Raw genomic sequence first — 15784 nt, 5'->3', positions numbered from 1 at the left:
CTGCCGAGCGGCGCCGGAACGCGATGGCGCCTGGAGCCACCATCCTACGGCCGGGTAACACCGCGCCGCGAGCACCGCTTCATCGATAGTCGTCGTCATCGAATTGGTCGTCGCGGACCGAGAGGTGCTGATCGGCGGCGTCGGCGTCGTCGGCCTCCGTGGGCACCGTCTCCGGCCAGCGCTCGGAGTAGTCGCGCACGCGGACGTGCTGTTCGGCGGCGTCGGCGTCGTTCGCCTCGACGGGCACGGCGGGCGGCTCGGACCGCTCCTCGCCGCGCGCCGGGGTGTGCTGCTCGGCCGCGTCGGCCTCGGGAGTCTCGAGGCTCAGCTCGATGTCTTCCTCGGACATGCCTTCCCCCAGCTCAGAGTTGCTCGGCCAGTTCGCGCAGAACGGGCTCGATGGCCTCACCATAGGTCGGGAACGCGTGGACCACGTCGGTCAGGATGCTGAGCGGCGTCTCGGCCCGGATGGCCAGCGTGATCTCGCTCATCCATCCCTCAGCGTAGAGGCCGATCGCCGCCGCCCCGACGAGGACGCCTCGCGCCCGGTCGGCGTACAGCTCCACTCGGCCCCGGTCGTCGTCCTCCACGGTCGCCCGCGGCGTGTTGGACAGGTCGTACCCGGCGGCGATGAGTTCCAGCCCGGTCGCCGAGACCGGTGAGACGCCCACGGTGTACACCGTCGGCGTGGTGTAGACGGCCCGCGGCACGGCGCGGTAGTCGGCCTCACGGCGCTTGCCGAGCACGTTGGAGACGACGACGCGCGACTGGTAGTTGGCCGCGTGGGTGTACGGCGCCACGCCCGTGACGTCGCCGGCCGCCCACACCGTCGTGCCGGCCGTGTCCGTCTCGTCGTCGACCACGGCCTTGCAGGTGACGTCGACCGCGATGCCCTGTTTCGGGTCGGGCCGGATGCCGAGTGTCTCCAGGCCGAGGTCGGCGACGCGCGGCCGGCGGCCGGTCGCGACGAGGATGCGGTCGGCGTCGATGTGCCCGCCGTCGGACAGGTACAGCCGCAGGCCGCTCTCCGTACGCTCGGCGCGTGTGGCGCCCACGCCCAACCGCAGGTCGGCACCCATGCGCCGGAGCACGTCGGCGAGCAGGTCGCCGATGAACGGCGCCTCGGCGGCCAGCAGCCGGTCGGCGGCCTCCACCAGCGTCACCTGCGAGCCGAAGGCGGCGTAGATCTGGCTGAGCTCACAGCCGACCGGCCCGCCGCCGAGCACGATCAGCCGGCGCGGCAGGTCCGGACGGGTCAGCGCCTCGTCACTGGTCCAGGTCGGTACGTCGCCGATGCCCTCGACGTCGGGGGTGACGGGTTCGCTGCCGGTCGCGACCACGAGGTCGGTGTAGCCGTACTCGGTGCCGTCGACCTCGACCACCCCGGGCCGTACGACCCGGCCCCGGCCGCGGATCACGGTCACTCCCGCCTCGGCCATCTCCGCGGCGGTGGGCGCGTCGTCGAGGTGGCGGGTGACCTCGTCGCGGCGCGCGACCGCGTGCTCCCAGGTCTCCCCGCGGCGGGCGGACCGCAGCATCGACTTCGACGGCATGCACGCGAAGTACGGACATTCGCCGCCGACCAGGCGGTTTTCCACCAGCGCGGTCGAGCGGCCCGCCCGCGCAAGGTCGGCGGCGATGTTCTTTCCGGCGCCGCCGCCGAGCACCAGGACGTCGTAGCGCTTGTCCTGCGCGTCCGTCACCTGATCATCCTCTCCGACATCCACCCCGTGGTGCGCCCGTTGGCGCAGACACGATTGTTACCCGAGTTACCGATCCCGCGGACCGATGTGTGACACACCGGACGGCATCGAATGCCTGGTCCTGAGGCTCAGGGCAGCTTCTGCCGCAGCTCCGGCAAGGGCTCCAGCAGGTCGCCGTCCCGCTCGACGCGGGCACGGACGTCGTCCGGCCCGAAGCGAAGCTCGACATCACCCTCGATCTCGTCCCAGGTCACCGGCGTGGAGACGTACGGCTCCTCCGCCGCTCGGAGAGAATAAGGCGCGACCGTGGTCTTGTGCCGGTTGTTCTGGCTCCAGTCGACGAAGACCTTGCCGCGGCGCAGCTTCTTGTCCATGCGGCTGACGACCAGGTCCTGGTGGTCCTTCTCGAGTCGCTGCGCGGCCTCCTTGGCGTACGCGGAGGTGCGCTCGTCGGAGCTTTCGGCGATCGGAACGTACAGGTGCAGGCCCTTGCGGCCGCTCGTCTTGGGGAAGGACCGCAGGCCGTCGTCGTCGAGGAGCTCGCGGAGCAGGACGGCGACCTCGCGTGCGGCCTCCAGGTCCGCCGGCGGGCCCGGGTCGAGGTCGAAGACCAGCAGGTCGGGCTCGTGCGCTCCGCCGCGCGGCCCGACGCGCCACTGGGGCACGTGCAGCTCCAGCGCGGCGAGGTTGGCCGACCACACGAGTGTGCGCAGGTCGTCGATGATGACGAAGTCGATGGAGTCGCGGCTGCCGCCGGGCGTCGGCAGGTGGGCGGTGCGCACCCAGCCGGGCGTGTGCGGGGGCGCGTTCTTCTCGAAGAACGACTGCCCGTCGACACCCTCGGGGTATCGCAGCCGGGTCGAGGGGCGCCCCGCGATGTGCGGGAGCATCACCGGCGCGATCCGGGCGTAGTAGTCGATCACCTCGCCCTTGGTGAAACCGTGCTCGGGGTAGAGGATCTTGTCGAGGTTGGACAGGACGAGCCTGGTGCCCTCGACCTCGACCCTCGTCTTGGCGCTCACCCAGCCCCCCTCCCCGGCGAGGCGGCTTTCAATCCTTCGGTCCGGAATGGACCGGTCTCACGGCTCGCGCCGGACCTCCTCCGGGGGGATCTCGGGGCGCAGGCCGCGCCAGGAGGCGTGCAGGAGCATCCCGTCCCGGGTCCAGCGGGAGAACGTCACCTCGCCGGTGAGCGAGGGGTCGACCCAGTACGCCGAGCGCGCGTGCTCGCGCGGCACCTCGCCCGTGTACGGGCTGTCCGGGCGTTCCAGCGCGACCAGGCGCTTGTGCAGGTCGTCGAGGTCGAGGTCGGAGAATCCGGTGCCGACGTGGCCGACGAAGCGCAGCTCGCCGTCGTCGTCGTACACGCCGAGCAGCAGCGAGCCGACCCCGCCCTCGCGGCGGCCCTTGCCGGCCTTCCAGCCGCCGATGACGACCTCCTGGGTGCGGAAGTTCTTCACCTTGCGCCAGAAGTCGACCCGGCGGCCCGGCCGGTACGGGGAGTCCAGCCGTTTGGCGATCAGCCCCTCCAGGCCCTGCTCGGCGGTCCATTCCTGTAGCTCGCGGACCTGCTCGACCTCGGCGCCGTCCAGGTACGGCGGCGCCTCGACGGGGCCGGCGGCGAGTTCGAGCTCGTCGAGCAGCGCGCGCCGGTCCCGGTACGGCAGGTCGTACAGCGTGTGGCCGCCCAGGTAGGGCAGGTCGAAGGCGACGAAGTGCACCGGCACCCGGCGGATGAGCCGGGAGTCCGGACGGTCGGCGTGCATGCGGTGCTGGAGGCGTTCGAAGCTGGGGCGCCCCTCGGAGTCGAAGGCGACGACCTCGCCGTCGATGACGGCGGACTGGTCGGGGAGGAGATCGGCGAGGGACTGGAGCTCGGGGTAGCGGCCGGTCGCCTCGATCCCGCGGCGGCCGACGGCGCGTACGCGTCCGCCGGCGACGTACACGATCGCGCGCACGCCGTCCCACTTGACCTCGAGGGCCCAGCGGGCGACGTCGTCCGGTAGCTCGCCCGTCGTCGCGAGCATCGGCTGGATGTTCTCGGGCATCGGGTCACCCATACGGCGTTTCTGCCCATCCCGCTCGTGCCTGACGCCAGCGCGGCCGGAGTGCGTCGCTCGGTGATTCCCCGTCCGCCTGGTGGGTACTGGCCGTGACGAAGCGGCAACCGTATATTCGAACATACTTCGCAATTCGGAAACTAGATCGACGGCGCGACGGGTAGGGGAACCTCATGCGCAGCATCTGGAAGGGCGCGATCTCCTTCGGGCTCGTCACGATTCCGGTCAAGCTGTACTCGGCCACCGAACAGCGCGACGTGGCCTTCCACCAGGTCCACCGCGAGGACGGCGGCCGGATCCGGTACAAGCGCGTGTGCACCAAGGACGGCGAGGAGATCCCGTACTCCGACATCGCCAAGGGGTACGAGCTCCCGGGCGGGGAGATCGTCGTCCTCACCGACGAGGACTTCGAGAACCTGCCCCTGTCCAGCAGCCGCCGCATCGACGTGCTGCTGTTCGCGACCGAGGAGCAGGTCGACCCGATCTACTTCAACAAGTCCTACTACCTGGAGCCCGAGGCGCAGGGCACCAAGCCGTACGTCCTGCTGCGCGACGCCCTGGAGGGCTCCGGCAAGGTGGCGGTCGTCAAGGTCGCGCTGCGCCAGCGCGAGTCGCTCGGCACGCTCCGGGTCCGCGACGGGGTGTTCGTCCTCGAGACGATGCTGTGGCCCGACGAGGTGCGCGCGCCCGAGTTCAAGTTCCTGGAGGAGGACGTCGACCTGCGTCCGCAGGAGCTGCAGATGGCGACCTCGCTGATCGACTCGATGGAGGGCGAGTTCGACCCCGGCGAGTACAAGGACGCCTACCGCGAGGCCCTGCAGTCGGTCATCGAGGCGAAGGTCGAGGGCAGGGAGGTCGTCACCCAGGAGCCCGAGGAGGAGGCGCCGGCCGCCGCCGACCTGCTCAGCGCGCTGCGCGCGAGCGTCGAGGCGGCGAAGAAGGGCCGTTCCGGCGGGGACCGGGCCAAGGACGACGGCAAGGCGGACGCGGACGGCAAAACGAAGCGCGGCACGTCCGGCAAGGCCAAGACGGGCGGTAAGTCCGGCAAGCCGAGCGCCACCAAGTCGAAGGCCAGGAGCGGCAGCGGCAGCCGCAAGTCCGCCTGAGCGAAGGGGCGCTCGAGAGGCCGTCCCGAACCCCTGCGCGGTCTCTGACCAGGAAAGCGAGACAACATCCTCCTCGGGGGGAATAGATCGCACCCCGGGCCGGTTGTGACGCCCTGTAAGCTTTGTGTTTCGTGTTCAGGCGCGTCATCGCGCCGTGGCCGGCTACGAGTCCGCGATCCCCCGACTATTGCGGTACGTCTCGAGGCGGGCCCTTTCTGAGAGGTTCGTTCTTGACATCAGCTTCATCGACCCTGCCCTCCTTCGCCGAACTCGGCCTCCCGGAGCGGCTGGTCTCCGCACTGGAGCGCCGCGGCATCACAACGCCGTTCCCGATCCAGGCGGCATGCCTGCCCGACGCTCTCGCCGGGCGCGACGTGCTCGGCCGGGGCCAGACGGGCTCCGGCAAGACTCTCGCCTTCGGGCTTCCCCTTCTCACGCGGATCGCCGGCGGCGGCGCCGCACCCAAGCGACCCACCGCGCTGATCCTCGTTCCCACCCGTGAACTCGCCATGCAGGTCCAGGACGCCCTGGCCCCGCTCGGCCGCGGCCTCGGCCTGCACGCCAAGACCGTCGTCGGCGGCATGTCGATGACGCGCCAGATTCAGGCGCTCCGCCGCGGCGTCGACCTGCTCGTCGCCACGCCGGGCCGGCTCACCGACCTCATCGAGCGCGGCGCCTGCTCGCTCCAGGACGTCCGGATCACCGTCCTCGACGAGGCGGACCACATGTGCGACCTCGGCTTCATGCCGGCGGTGTCCGCGCTGCTCGACCAGATCCCCTCCGACGGCCAGCGGCTGCTGTTCTCGGCCACGCTCGACGGCGACGTCGACAAGCTGGTCCGCAAGTACCTCCACGACCCGGTGACCCACTCGGTCGCGCCGGCCGCCGCGCCGGTGGAGACCATGGACCACCACCTGTTCATCGTCGACCGCGCGCAGAAGCACGACGTCATCGCCGAGGTGGCCGGGCGCGAGGGCCGTACGATCATGTTCGTCCGCACCAAGCACGGCGTGGACGCGCTGACCAGGCGGCTGGCGCGGGTCGGCGTGCGCGCCGGCGCCCTGCACGGCGGCAAGACCCAGGCGGCCCGCACCCGCACCCTGGCGGAGTTCCGCGAGGGCAAGGTCGACGTGCTCATCGCCACCGACGTGGCGGCGCGCGGCATCCACGTGGACGACGTCAGCCTCGTCGTGCACGTCGACCCGGCCGCCGACCACAAGGACTACCTGCACCGGGCGGGCCGTACCGCGCGGGCCGGCGAGCGCGGCACGGTCGCCACGCTGGTCGCCCACAACGAGGTCCGCAACACCGAGCGCATGATGCGGCGGGCGGGCGTCCGTGCCCAGCGGTCCAAGGTGTCCGCCGGAGACGCCACGCTGATCCGCATCACCGGCGCGCAGGCGCCGAGCGGCATCCCGGTCGAGATCGAGCCCGAGCAGCCGCGCCCCCAGCGCCGCGGGCACCGGCCGGGCGGCGGTCGCGACCGTCGTCCGGGAAGCCGGTACGGCGAGCGCCGCGAGGGCCGTTCCGGCGGTGGCCGGCACGGCGAACGCCGCGACGGCGAGCGCCAGGGCGAGCGGCACGAGGGCACGCCGCGGGTGCGGCACGAGGGCCGTTCGGGCGGCCCGCGCCGCGACGACCGGTCGGCCCGCCGGCCGCGTCGTGAGGCGACACCATCGGCGAGTCAGGGTCAGTAAGGATTGTCATCCCAGGTCATGGTCCGGGTCGCTCACTTTCTGGTGGGCGGCCCTGACTATGCCCAAGATCGGGTCAAGGCGGGCGAGGGCACAGAATCGGCCCGCGTATTGTTTTCATTCATATGAGCGCTCCGATTCCGGCCTGGCCTGGCGAACTCGTCTCGCTCGGTGACCTCGAGGTCTTCACCCGGACGGCGCCCGCGCACGCCGCCGACGCCGAGCCGGCGGTCTTCGTGCACGGACTCGCGGGTTCGGCCTCCAACTGGACCGACCTGATGGGCCTGCTCTCCGACGAGCTGGCCTGCGAGGCGATCGATCTGCCCGGCTTCGGCTACTCACCCCCGCCGCCGGACCGCGACTACTCCATCGACGCGCACACGCAAGCCGTCGTGCGCCTGATCGAGAAGCGCGCCCGCGGCCCCGTGCACCTGTTCGGCAACTCCCTCGGCGGCGCGATCTCCACGCGCCTCGCCGGCACCCGCCCCGACCTGGTGAAGACCCTCACACTGATCTCACCGGCGCTGCCCGACCTGCGCCCGCGGTACGGCCCGGCGCGCATCCTGGCCGCCACGATGCCGGGCTTCGGCCCGTGGGCGGTCCGCCGGTTCGCCCTGCTGTCGCCCGAGCAGCGGGTGCAGGGCACGCTCGACATGTGCTTCGCCGACCCGACGGGCGTGCACCCGGACCGGCTGATGGAGCTCGTGGAGGACGTCCGGCGCCGCGACGGGCTCACGCACAACGCCGAAGCGCTCATCGCGTCCTCGCGGGGCATCGTCAACGCGTACGTGCGCCGCTCACTGTGGCGGTACGCCGCGCGGGTGACCGCGCCGACGCTGCTCATCTACGGCCGCCGCGACCGCCTGGTGGACCCGCGGATGGCGGCACGCGCGGGCCGGGTCTTCCGGCACGCCCGCGTCCTCCTGCTGCCCGACGTGGGCCACGTCGCGCAGATGGAACGCCCGGAGATCGTGGCCCGGGAGTTCCGCGCGATGCTCGAGGACATCGCCCTGCCCGAGGACGAGACCTCCGCCGCGGGTTAGGGCGCCGCTCCACCTCCAGGCGGACCCTCGGTTCGAGGGGCGTGGTGACCGGCCCTGGCCACGGCCCGTCCGTAAGGTCGGGTTCGGTCCGTGGCCGAGGGCCGGTCCTGGAGTCCGGCGCGTCACTTCCGGAACGTCTTGCGGATGTCCCTGCCCATGTCCTTGAGGTGCTCGCCGACCTGCTTGGCCCCGCCCTGGGCGCGGTCAGAGCGCCCACGCGCCTCCATGTCCCGGTCGCGGGTCATCCGGCCGGTCTCCTGCTTGCTGTGGCCCTTGGCCATCTGCAGCCTGTTCTTGACCTTGTCTATGAGACTCATCTCTGGCATCTCCTCGCTCAGGTCGTACGGCTGCGATGTGCCCGCTATTTAGCGATCTATGCCGATCATGGCCGCGACCGATGGCGATACCTGCCGAGGCCGCTCACCGGGAATGACTGACCGTATGGGAGAGTTGTCGCCTGGATAGGACACTGATGGAGCACACCAGTGTCCGTTCGGACAATCCCGAGCACGCACAGGAGACACCGTGTCGTTGCCACCCCTGGTCGAGCCCGCGGACGAGCTCACCGTCGATGAGGTCCGGCGCTACTCGCGCCACCTGATCATCCCGGACGTCGGGATGGCCGGGCAGAAGCGCCTGAAGAACGCCAAGGTGCTGTGCGTCGGTGCCGGAGGCCTCGGCTCGCCCGCGCTGCTGTACCTCGCCGCCGCCGGCGTGGGCACCCTCGGCGTCATCGACTTCGACGTCGTCGACGAGTCGAATCTGCAGCGCCAGATCATCCATGGGCAGTCCGACGTGGGCCGCCCCAAGGCCGAGTCGGCCGCGGCCTCCATCAAGGAGGTCAACCCGCTCGTCAAGGTGATCGTCCACAACGAGCCGCTGTCCAACGACAACGTCATGGACATCTTCTCCGGCTACGACCTGATCGTGGACGGCACCGACAACTTCGCGACGCGCTACATGGTCAACGACGCCGCGGTGCTGCTCGGCAAGCCGTACATCTGGGGCTCGATCTACCGCTTCGACGGCCAGGCGTCGGTCTTCTGGGCCGAGCACGGCCCGTGCTACCGCTGCCTGTACCCCGAGCCGCCGCCGCCGGGCATGGTGCCCTCCTGCGCCGAGGGCGGTGTGCTGGGCGTGCTGTGCGCCTCGATCGGCTCCATCCAGGTCAACGAGGCCATCAAGGTGCTCACCGGCATCGGCGAGCCGCTCGTCGGCCGCCTGATGATCTACGACGCCCTGGAGATGACCTACCGCAGCGTCAAGGTCCGCAAGGACCCCGAGTGCCCGCTCTGCGGAAAGAACCCCACGATCACCGAGCTGCTCGAGGACTACGAGGCGTTCTGCGGCGCGATCTCCGACGAGGCCGCCGACGCCGCCAAGGACTCCACGATCTCGGCCACCGAGCTCAAGGACATGCTCGAGTCGGACGACATCTTCCTCGTCGACGTGCGCGAGCCGAACGAGTACGAGATCGTCAACATCCCGGGCGCGACGCTGATCCCCAAGGGCGAGTTCCTGTCCGGCGCGGCGCTGGAGCGCCTCCCGCACGACAAGAAGGTCGTCCTGCACTGCAAGTCGGGCGCGCGCAGCGCCGAGGCCCTGGCGATCGTCAAGAACGCCGGGTTCTCCGACGCGGTCCACCTCGGCGGCGGCGTGCTGGCCTGGGTGAACCAGATCGACCCGTCCCTGCCCTCGTACTGACCCTGCTTCACGCCGGCCGCGCCCGGGGAGTGCGATCCCCCGGCGCGGCCGGCGTGTTCCCTGCCGAAGCCGGACCACGCGCTCTTTCTCTCACGCGGACGACCTGCCGGGGACCGGTCTTCGCCGCTCGTACGGCACCGGATCACGCCGGCCGTCACGGACCGGGTCTTCAGGGAGGCCAAGTAACCTAAGTGGATATGGCGCAAAGCTCCGGGCCTGGCTGGCCCGTCTCCGGCTCGGGTTCGTCCGGGTCGTGGCGCGGGCCTCACGCGGAGTTCCCGGAGCCGCCTCCCGAACCCACCCCGTGGCACGCGCGGCGCAGGCTGTGGCTCGTCGTGGCGATCGTCACCGCGGTCGGCTACCTGGCCGTGGGCGGCCTCGCCACCGGGCGCGTGTACTGGGAGTTCCACCGCAAGCCGACCGCGGGCGAGATGTACCAGGCGGCCACCGAGGAGGTGCGTGACCGCTGGCGTACCTGGCCGGCCGAGCGCATCTTCCCCGACACCGTCCCGTACACCTCCGAACAGGGCGGCGTGGAGCAGGCCCGGCGCGTCGGGATCGCGTCCGGCACCGGATGTGACAGCGGCATCGGCGCCCGGTCCGCCGCGGTCCTGAAGCGCTACGGCTGCCGCGCCCTGCTGCGGGCGACCTACGTCGACCAGCTTCAGGGCATCGTCCTCACCGTCGGTGTCGCCGCCGTCAACGACGAGCGCGCCGCGCTGGCCGCCAAGGACGCCCTGGCGCCGCCCGACCCGACCGATCCCGGCGACGCCCTCCGTGCCCTGCCGTTCCCCGAGACCATCGCCTCCCGGTTCGACGACGCGGCCCGGCAGTACGCCGCCGCGGGCCAGGCCGGGCCGTACGTCGTGCTCACCGTCGCCGGGCAGACCGACGGGCGGCCGGGCGCGGCCGTGCGCAAGAAGCACACCACCGCGTTCCTGCTCGTGCCCGAGATCGGCGGCAACATCGTCGACGCGCTCGCGCAGCGCGCCCAGCCCGACTGCTCGCAGAAGCGCGAGTGGAAGTGCTGAGAGGCCGCCCGGGGGCCCGTACGGCACGGCATGGGGCTCCCCGGAAGGCGCCGGGGCGGGTGTCCGCGCTCGCCCTGGCTCTCGCCATGGCGGCCGGTCCCGCGCTCTGCGGCCCGACGACAGCGCACGCCGACGACATCCGCGACCGTGAGCAGTGGGTGCTCGACGCGGTCTCCGCCGGGAAGGCCTGGAAGGTCACCCGGGGCAAGGGCGTGACCGTCGCCGTGCTCGACACCGGCGTAGACGGTTCGCACCCCGACCTGGCCGGAGCGGTCACCACCGGTCCCGACCTCATCCACTCCGTCGCGCCGCACCCCGGCCGGCTCCACGGCACCTGGATGTCCTCCCTGATCGCCGGGCACGGGCACGGTTCCGGCGACGGGATGATCGGGATCGCGCCCGAGTCCCACGTCCTGTCCGTGCGCACGATCGCCGACCCCGACGAGCCCGGCTACAAAACCTTCCGTGACCGGCCCGAATACCGGGCGTCGCTGGCCAAGGCGATCCGCTACGCGGCCGACCACGGCGCCGACGTGATCAACATGTCGCTCGGCGGTCCGAACGCGTCGGAGCCGGAGCGGTCCGCGGTGGCGCACGCGATCGCCAAGGGCGTCGTCGTGGTCGCCTCGGCGGGCAACGACGGCGACTCCAAGAGCCCCAAGAAGGTGGACCGCAACGGGATCGTCCGGCTGTCCTACCCGGCGGCGTTCCCCGGGGTCATCGGCGTCGCCGCGGTCGACCGCCACGGCACCCCGGCCGGGTTCTCCGACCGCAACGCGAGCGTGCTCGTCGCGGCGCCCGGCACGGGAGTGGTCGGCGCCGGGCCGGGCGACAGCTACTGGGTCGGCGAGGGCACCAGCCAGGCCGGCGCGATCGTCTCCGGCGTGGCCGCTCTGATCCGGGCGAAGTACCCGGACATGGCGCCCGCCCTCGTGGCCCAGGCGATCAGCACGAGCGCGAGCCACCGTCCGTCGGGCGGATGGGACGAGCTGGTCGGGTTCGGCGAGGTGAACGCGAACGCCGCCCTCGCCGCGGCGGGCAAGCTGAGCGGTTACCACGACGTCGCGGCCGGCCGCCCCGGCCGGTTCGACAGCGCCCCGGTCGACCCGGTGCAGGTCGAGCGCCATCCGCCCGGCCTGATCTTCCTGGGCGGCTGGATCGGGGTCGCGGCCCTGTTCGGCCTCGCCGGCGCGCTGATCACCACGACCATGCTCATCCTGCGGATACGGGGCCGCGGGAACGCCGACGCGGAGGCCGGACAAGGTGAGTGAGAGGTCCCATGAGCCGACGGAGTTCGCCGAGCGGGTGCTCGACCTCGTCGAGCGGATCCCGCCGGGCCGTGTCATGGCCTACGGCGACATCGCCGAGTACCTCGGGGAGGGCGGCCCCCGCCAGGTCGGCCGCGTGATGGCGCTGTGGGGAGGCGCCGTGCCGTGGTGGCGGGTGATCCGCGCCGACGGCTCACTGCCGCCGAGTCACACCCGCGAGGCCCGCCCCCGCTACGTGGCCGAGGGCACCCCGCTGCGCGGTGAACGCGTCGACATGCGCCGCGCTCGCTGGGACGGCACGTGAGGCGCTACAGGACCGTGGTGCCGTACATCTCGCCGAGCGGGTCGGCGAGGAGCTCCAGCCGCGCCCCGTCGGGATCGCGCAGGTAGATCGAGGTTCCGCTCTCCGTCTGGTACGGCACGCCGGCCGCGTCGAGCTTGCCCCGCAGGCGTTCCCAGGTCCGCGGGTCGACCGAGATGGCGACGTGGTGCAGGCCGCCGAGCACCTCGGCGTACGGGCCGAGGTCCAGCCCGGGGAAGTCGAAGAAGGCCAGCAGGTTGCCGTTGCCGATGTCGAAGAAGAAGTGGTTCGAGCCGCGGTAGTCGCGGTTCTCGACGATCTCGGTGAGCGGGAACTCCAGGAGGTCCTGGTAGAAGCGGATGGTCCGCTCGACGTCGGAGGACAGCAGCGCCGCGTGGTGCAGGCCGCGCGCCGAGCTGGCCGGCCGCTCGTCGTGCAGGTGCTCCTGCCGCAGCCGGGCCCGCTCCGCCGCGATGGCGTCCGGATCGATCATGCCGCCCCTCACTTCCGTCGATAGTTGAAAACTAAATCATCGGTGCCCTGCCGGGCAAGGACCTGGGCGATCACCCGCCCGAACGATGAAGAATCAATCGCAACATTCGTGACATGGGTGCGTCTTGGCCAGCGCAGTCCCGATGATCTGCTGGAATCGATTGTTGTGTCACCAGCGTCCTACCGACTCGTGCGACGCGCCGGACCGGCGCAGGCGCCTCCGCCCGTGCTCGACGAGCACCAGCGGCGTGTCGTCGCGCACGCCGGCGGGCCGCTGCTCGTGCTGGCCGGGCCCGGCACCGGCAAGACCACCACGATCGTGGAGACCGTGGTCGACCGCATCGAGCACCGCGGCGTGGACCCCGAGCGGGTGCTGGTCCTGACCTTCGGCCGCAAGGCGGCGGGCGAGGTGCGCGAGCGCATCACGGCACGGCTGCGCCGCACCACGCGCACGCCGCTGGCACTGACCTTCCACTCCTACGCGTACGCCCTGCTGAACCGCGAGGCCGTCCTCGCCGACGAGGCGCCGCCGCGGCTGCTGTCCGGTCCCGAGCACCTGCTGGAGGTCCGCCGCCTGCTCCAGGGCGAGGTCGCCGACGGCGCGCGCGCCTGGCCGCGGCGGCTGCACGAGACGCTGAAGACCCGCGGGTTCGCCGAGGAGCTGCGCGACTTCATCCTGCGCGCCGGCGAGCGCGGCCTCGGCCCCGAGGAGCTGGTCAAGCTCGGGCGCGCCAGGGGCCGCGACGACTGGTACGCCGCGGGCCGGTTCCTGCGCCGCTACGACGAGCGTTTCGACGTCGACCCGGTCATGGCCTACGACTACGCCGAGCTGGTGCGCGCCGCCGCCGGGCTGCTGACCCTGGAGGACGTACGCCGGCGCGAGCGCGAGGCGTACGACGTCATCCTCGTCGACGAGTACCAGGACACCGACCCGGCGCAGGAGCACCTTCTGCGGCAGCTCGCCGGAGGCGGCGCCGAGCTCATCGTCGTCGGCGACCCCGACCAGTCGATCTACGGTTTCCGTGGCGCCGACGTGACCGGGATCCTGGAGTTCCCGCAGCGGTTCCGCACCCTCACCGGTGACGAGGCGCCCGTCGTCTCGCTGCGCGCCTGCCGCCGGATGAGCCCGCCGATCCTCGAGGCGTCCCGCCGCATCGCCGGGCGGCTGCCGATCGGCGCCCTGACGAGCGAGCACCGCGACCTGCGTCCGGCCGGCGAGCAGCACGAAGAGGACCCCCAGGCGGTACGCGTGGTGGTGGCCGACAGCGCCAGCCAGGAGGCCGCGCTCGTCGCCGACGAGCTGCGCCGCGCCCACCTGCTCGACAACGTGCCGTGGTCGCGGATGGCCGTGCTGGTGCGCTCGGCCGTCCGCCAGGTGCCGCCGCTGCGCCGCGCGCTGGCCGCGGCGGGCGTGCCGGTGATCGTCGCCGGTGACGAGGTGCCGCTGGTCAACGAGCCGGGGGCCCGCCCGTTCATCGTGCTGCTGCGCGGCGCGCTCCGGCCCGAGACGCTGGATGAGGAGGCGGCCGAGGAGCTGGTCCTCGGGCCGCTCGGCGGCGCGGACGCCCTCGGCCTGCGGCGGCTCCGGCGCGCCCTGCGCGACCTCGCCTCCCTGCGCGACGGTGATCCCGGCGACCGGCTGCTCGTACGCGCGCTGAACGACCCGCGCGAGCTGCTCCTCATCCACCCGAGGGTGCGCGAGCCCGCCGAACGCGTCGCGCGGCTCATCCGGCTCGCCCGTGAGGTCGCCGGCCACGGCGGCGACGCCGAGTCGGTGCTGTGGACGGTGTGGCAGGAGAGCGGCCTCGCCGACCGGCTCGTCGAGCAGAGCGTGGGGGGCGGGGCGAGGGGCGCCGCGGCCGACCGCGACCTCGACGCGGTCGTCGCGATGTTCGACATGGCCGCGCGGTTCACCGACCGGCTGCCGCAGGCCGGGCCGGAGCTGTTCCTCGACGACCTGGCCTCGCAGGAGATCCCCGGTGACAGCCTGGCCGAGCGGTCGCCCGACGGCGAGGCCGTGCGCATCCTCACCGCGCACCGCTCCAAGGGCCTCGAATGGGACGTCGTCATCGTCTCGGGCGTGCAGGAGGGCGTCTGGCCGGACCTGCGGCTGCGCGGGTCGCTGCTGGGCAGCGAGGAGCTGATCGAGTCCGCGACCGCCGCGCCGGAGGACGACGAGGTACGCGCGGCGTCCCTGGCGGCCAAGCTCATGGAGGAAGAGCGCCGGCTCTTCTACGTCGCGGTGACCCGCGCCCGGCACCGGCTCATCGTCACCGCGGTCGGCGGCGAGGACACCGAAGAACGTCCCTCGCGCTTCCTGCGCGAGCTTCTGCCGGACGCCGCCGAGCACGCCCAGCTCGACGAGCGCACCCGGTGGCTGTCGCTGCGCGCCCTGGTCGCCGACCTGCGCGCGGCGGTGACCGACCCCGGCACCGACCCCCAGCTGCGGCGCTCCGCCGCCGGGCACCTGGCCCGGCTGGCCCGTGCCGGCGTCCAGGGCGCCGATCCGCGCAGCTGGTACGCCCTGACCGCCCTGTCGCACGACGGGCCGGCCTTCGCCGAGGACGAGCAGCTGGTCCTGTCGCCCTCGCAGGTGGAGACGTTCGAGAAGTGCGGGCTGCGCTGGCTGCTGGCGGCCTGCGTCGGCGCGGAGGACGGCGGCGCGGGGGAGTACGCCACGATGGGCAAGGTGATCCACGCCGTCGCCGAGCTGGTCGGCACCGACGAGAGCGCGACGGACGACGACATCGCCAAGCGTCTCGACGACATCTGGGACGACCTGGACTTCCGCAGCGTCTGGTACTCCGACAAGCAGCGGGCCCAGGCCGAGAAGATGGTGAACAAGTTCCTGGCCTGGCACAACCGCCCCGAGGCCCGCGACGTCGTCTCCGTGGAGGAGTCCTTCGCCCTCGACCTGGGGCGCGTGGTGATCCGCGGGCGCGTCGACCGGGCCGAGCGCGACGACCAGGGCCGCGCCTGGATCGTCGACATCAAGACCTCCAGCTCCCACGTACGCGAGGAGGACCTCGCCCGGCATCCGCAGCTCGGCGTGTACCAGCTCGCCGTGATGCTCGGCGCGTTCACCGACAAGGGGCTGATCGAGCCGGGAGGCGCCGAGCTGATCCAGGTCGGCAAGGGCGCCTACACCGCGCGGGTCCGGGTCCAGGCGCAGGGCCCGCCGTCGGCGGACGAGGACCCCCAGTGGCCGCGCAAACTGGTCGACCGGGTCGCCGAGGGCATGGCGAACCCGGTCTTCGAGGCCAAGCGCGACGACCACTGCCGCACGTGCCCGGTCCAGAGCTCCTGCCCGGCGCACGAGAACGGCGGCCAGGTCACATGACCTCCTTCGTCAGCCATGTGACCAACGGTGCTGTGTCTCCGG

At 72.1% G+C, this 15784-nt stretch carries 14 protein-coding genes; 8 read left to right on the top strand and 6 right to left on the bottom strand.

Translation table 11 applies throughout. The features are described 5' to 3' along the window. Positions 1-79: 79 nt before the first annotated feature. The 4 genes from OG417_RS42425 to ligD (OG417_RS42410) all read right to left on the bottom strand — a co-directional run bounded on the left by OG417_RS42425 (position 80) and on the right by ligD (OG417_RS42410) (position 3751). A complete protein-coding gene (locus tag OG417_RS42425) occupies positions 80-349 on the bottom strand; it encodes a hypothetical protein (RefSeq protein ID WP_329241541.1) in 270 nt (89 codons plus the stop codon). 13 nt (positions 350-362) lie between these two features. After that, positions 363-1703 carry a dihydrolipoyl dehydrogenase family protein gene (locus OG417_RS42420; protein ID WP_329241537.1) on the bottom strand — a complete coding sequence of 447 codons (1341 nt, stop codon included), beginning with the start codon at positions 1701-1703 and terminating at the stop codon, positions 363-365. Between the two features lie 128 nt (positions 1704-1831). Further along, positions 1832-2725 carry a non-homologous end-joining DNA ligase gene (gene ligD / locus OG417_RS42415; RefSeq protein ID WP_329241535.1) on the bottom strand — a complete coding sequence of 298 codons (894 nt, stop codon included), beginning with the start codon at positions 2723-2725 and terminating at the stop codon, positions 1832-1834. A 57-nt stretch (positions 2726-2782) separates the two neighbouring features. Next, on the bottom strand, positions 2783-3751 hold the full coding sequence (ligD, locus tag OG417_RS42410; RefSeq protein ID WP_329241533.1) for a non-homologous end-joining DNA ligase: 969 nt from the start codon (positions 3749-3751) through the stop codon (positions 2783-2785). 185 nt (positions 3752-3936) lie between these two features. Between ligD (OG417_RS42410) and ku the strand changes: the two genes are divergently transcribed. From ku to OG417_RS42395, 3 genes are all read left to right on the top strand, one after another. Beyond that, a complete protein-coding gene (gene ku / locus OG417_RS42405; RefSeq protein ID WP_329241530.1) occupies positions 3937-4869 on the top strand; it encodes a non-homologous end joining protein Ku in 933 nt (310 codons plus the stop codon). A 230-nt stretch (positions 4870-5099) separates the two neighbouring features. Beyond that, a complete protein-coding gene (locus OG417_RS42400; RefSeq protein WP_329241527.1) occupies positions 5100-6566 on the top strand; it encodes a DEAD/DEAH box helicase in 1467 nt (488 codons plus the stop codon). A 122-nt stretch (positions 6567-6688) separates the two neighbouring features. Further along, complete coding sequence (locus OG417_RS42395; protein WP_329241525.1) at positions 6689-7606, top strand: alpha/beta fold hydrolase; 918 nt, start codon at positions 6689-6691, stop codon at positions 7604-7606. Positions 7607-7728: 122 nt separating this feature from the next. On the opposite strand, the gene OG417_RS42390 is transcribed toward OG417_RS42395, so the two are convergent. Further along, a complete protein-coding gene (locus OG417_RS42390; RefSeq protein ID WP_329241522.1) occupies positions 7729-7923 on the bottom strand; it encodes a CsbD family protein in 195 nt (64 codons plus the stop codon). 208 nt (positions 7924-8131) lie between these two features. On the opposite strand from OG417_RS42390, the gene moeZ reads away from it, so the two are divergent. The 4 genes from moeZ to OG417_RS42370 all read left to right on the top strand — a co-directional run bounded on the left by moeZ (position 8132) and on the right by OG417_RS42370 (position 11913). Then, the gene (moeZ, locus tag OG417_RS42385) at positions 8132-9310 is read left to right on the top strand and encodes an adenylyltransferase/sulfurtransferase MoeZ (RefSeq protein ID WP_329241520.1); all 1179 of its coding nucleotides are present in this window, start codon (positions 8132-8134) and stop codon (positions 9308-9310) included. A gap of 197 nt (positions 9311-9507) precedes the next feature. Next, positions 9508-10341 carry a hypothetical protein gene (locus OG417_RS42380; protein ID WP_329241517.1) on the top strand — a complete coding sequence of 278 codons (834 nt, stop codon included), beginning with the start codon at positions 9508-9510 and terminating at the stop codon, positions 10339-10341. Then, on the top strand, positions 10329-11612 hold the full coding sequence (locus OG417_RS42375) for a S8 family serine peptidase (RefSeq protein ID WP_329241514.1): 1284 nt from the start codon (positions 10329-10331) through the stop codon (positions 11610-11612). Before OG417_RS42380 ends, OG417_RS42375 begins: the two co-directional genes overlap by 13 nt. Then, positions 11605-11913 carry an MGMT family protein gene (locus OG417_RS42370; RefSeq protein WP_329241510.1) on the top strand — a complete coding sequence of 103 codons (309 nt, stop codon included), beginning with the start codon at positions 11605-11607 and terminating at the stop codon, positions 11911-11913. The genes OG417_RS42375 and OG417_RS42370 overlap by 8 nt, the downstream gene beginning before the upstream one ends. Positions 11914-11917: 4 nt before the next feature. Here the strand turns inward: OG417_RS42370 and OG417_RS42365 are convergent, their stop codons facing one another. Continuing rightward, the gene (locus OG417_RS42365) at positions 11918-12403 is read right to left on the bottom strand and encodes a VOC family protein (RefSeq protein WP_329241507.1); all 486 of its coding nucleotides are present in this window, start codon (positions 12401-12403) and stop codon (positions 11918-11920) included. Between the two features lie 189 nt (positions 12404-12592). Between OG417_RS42365 and OG417_RS42360 the strand changes: the two genes are divergently transcribed. Beyond that, entirely contained in the window at positions 12593-15742 is a 3150-nt protein-coding gene (locus tag OG417_RS42360; RefSeq protein WP_329241504.1) for an ATP-dependent helicase, read from the top strand. Positions 15743-15784: the final 42 nt, after the last annotated feature.

Source organism: Actinoallomurus sp. NBC_01490, assembly GCF_036227085.1.
Taxonomy (GTDB): domain Bacteria; phylum Actinomycetota; class Actinomycetes; order Streptosporangiales; family Streptosporangiaceae; genus Actinoallomurus; species Actinoallomurus oryzae.
This window is presented reverse-complemented; position numbering and strand designations above follow the sequence as displayed.

What these genes read in the sequence shown, in the direction of transcription:
- OG417_RS42365 (WP_329241507.1), bottom strand. Translation starts at nt 12,403, where the DNA reads ATGATCGATCCGGACGCCATCGCGGCGGAGCGGGCCCGGCTGCGGCAG.
- OG417_RS42425 (WP_329241541.1), bottom strand. Translation starts at nt 349, where the DNA reads ATGTCCGAGGAAGACATCGAGCTGAGCCTCGAGACTCCCGAGGCCGAC.
- OG417_RS42390 (WP_329241522.1), bottom strand. Translation starts at nt 7,923, where the DNA reads ATGAGTCTCATAGACAAGGTCAAGAACAGGCTGCAGATGGCCAAGGGC.
- OG417_RS42395 (WP_329241525.1), top strand. Translation starts at nt 6,689, where the DNA reads ATGAGCGCTCCGATTCCGGCCTGGCCTGGCGAACTCGTCTCGCTCGGT.
- ligD (WP_329241533.1), bottom strand. Translation starts at nt 3,751, where the DNA reads ATGCCCGAGAACATCCAGCCGATGCTCGCGACGACGGGCGAGCTACCG.
- ku (WP_329241530.1), top strand. Translation starts at nt 3,937, where the DNA reads ATGCGCAGCATCTGGAAGGGCGCGATCTCCTTCGGGCTCGTCACGATT.
- OG417_RS42380 (WP_329241517.1), top strand. Translation starts at nt 9,508, where the DNA reads ATGGCGCAAAGCTCCGGGCCTGGCTGGCCCGTCTCCGGCTCGGGTTCG.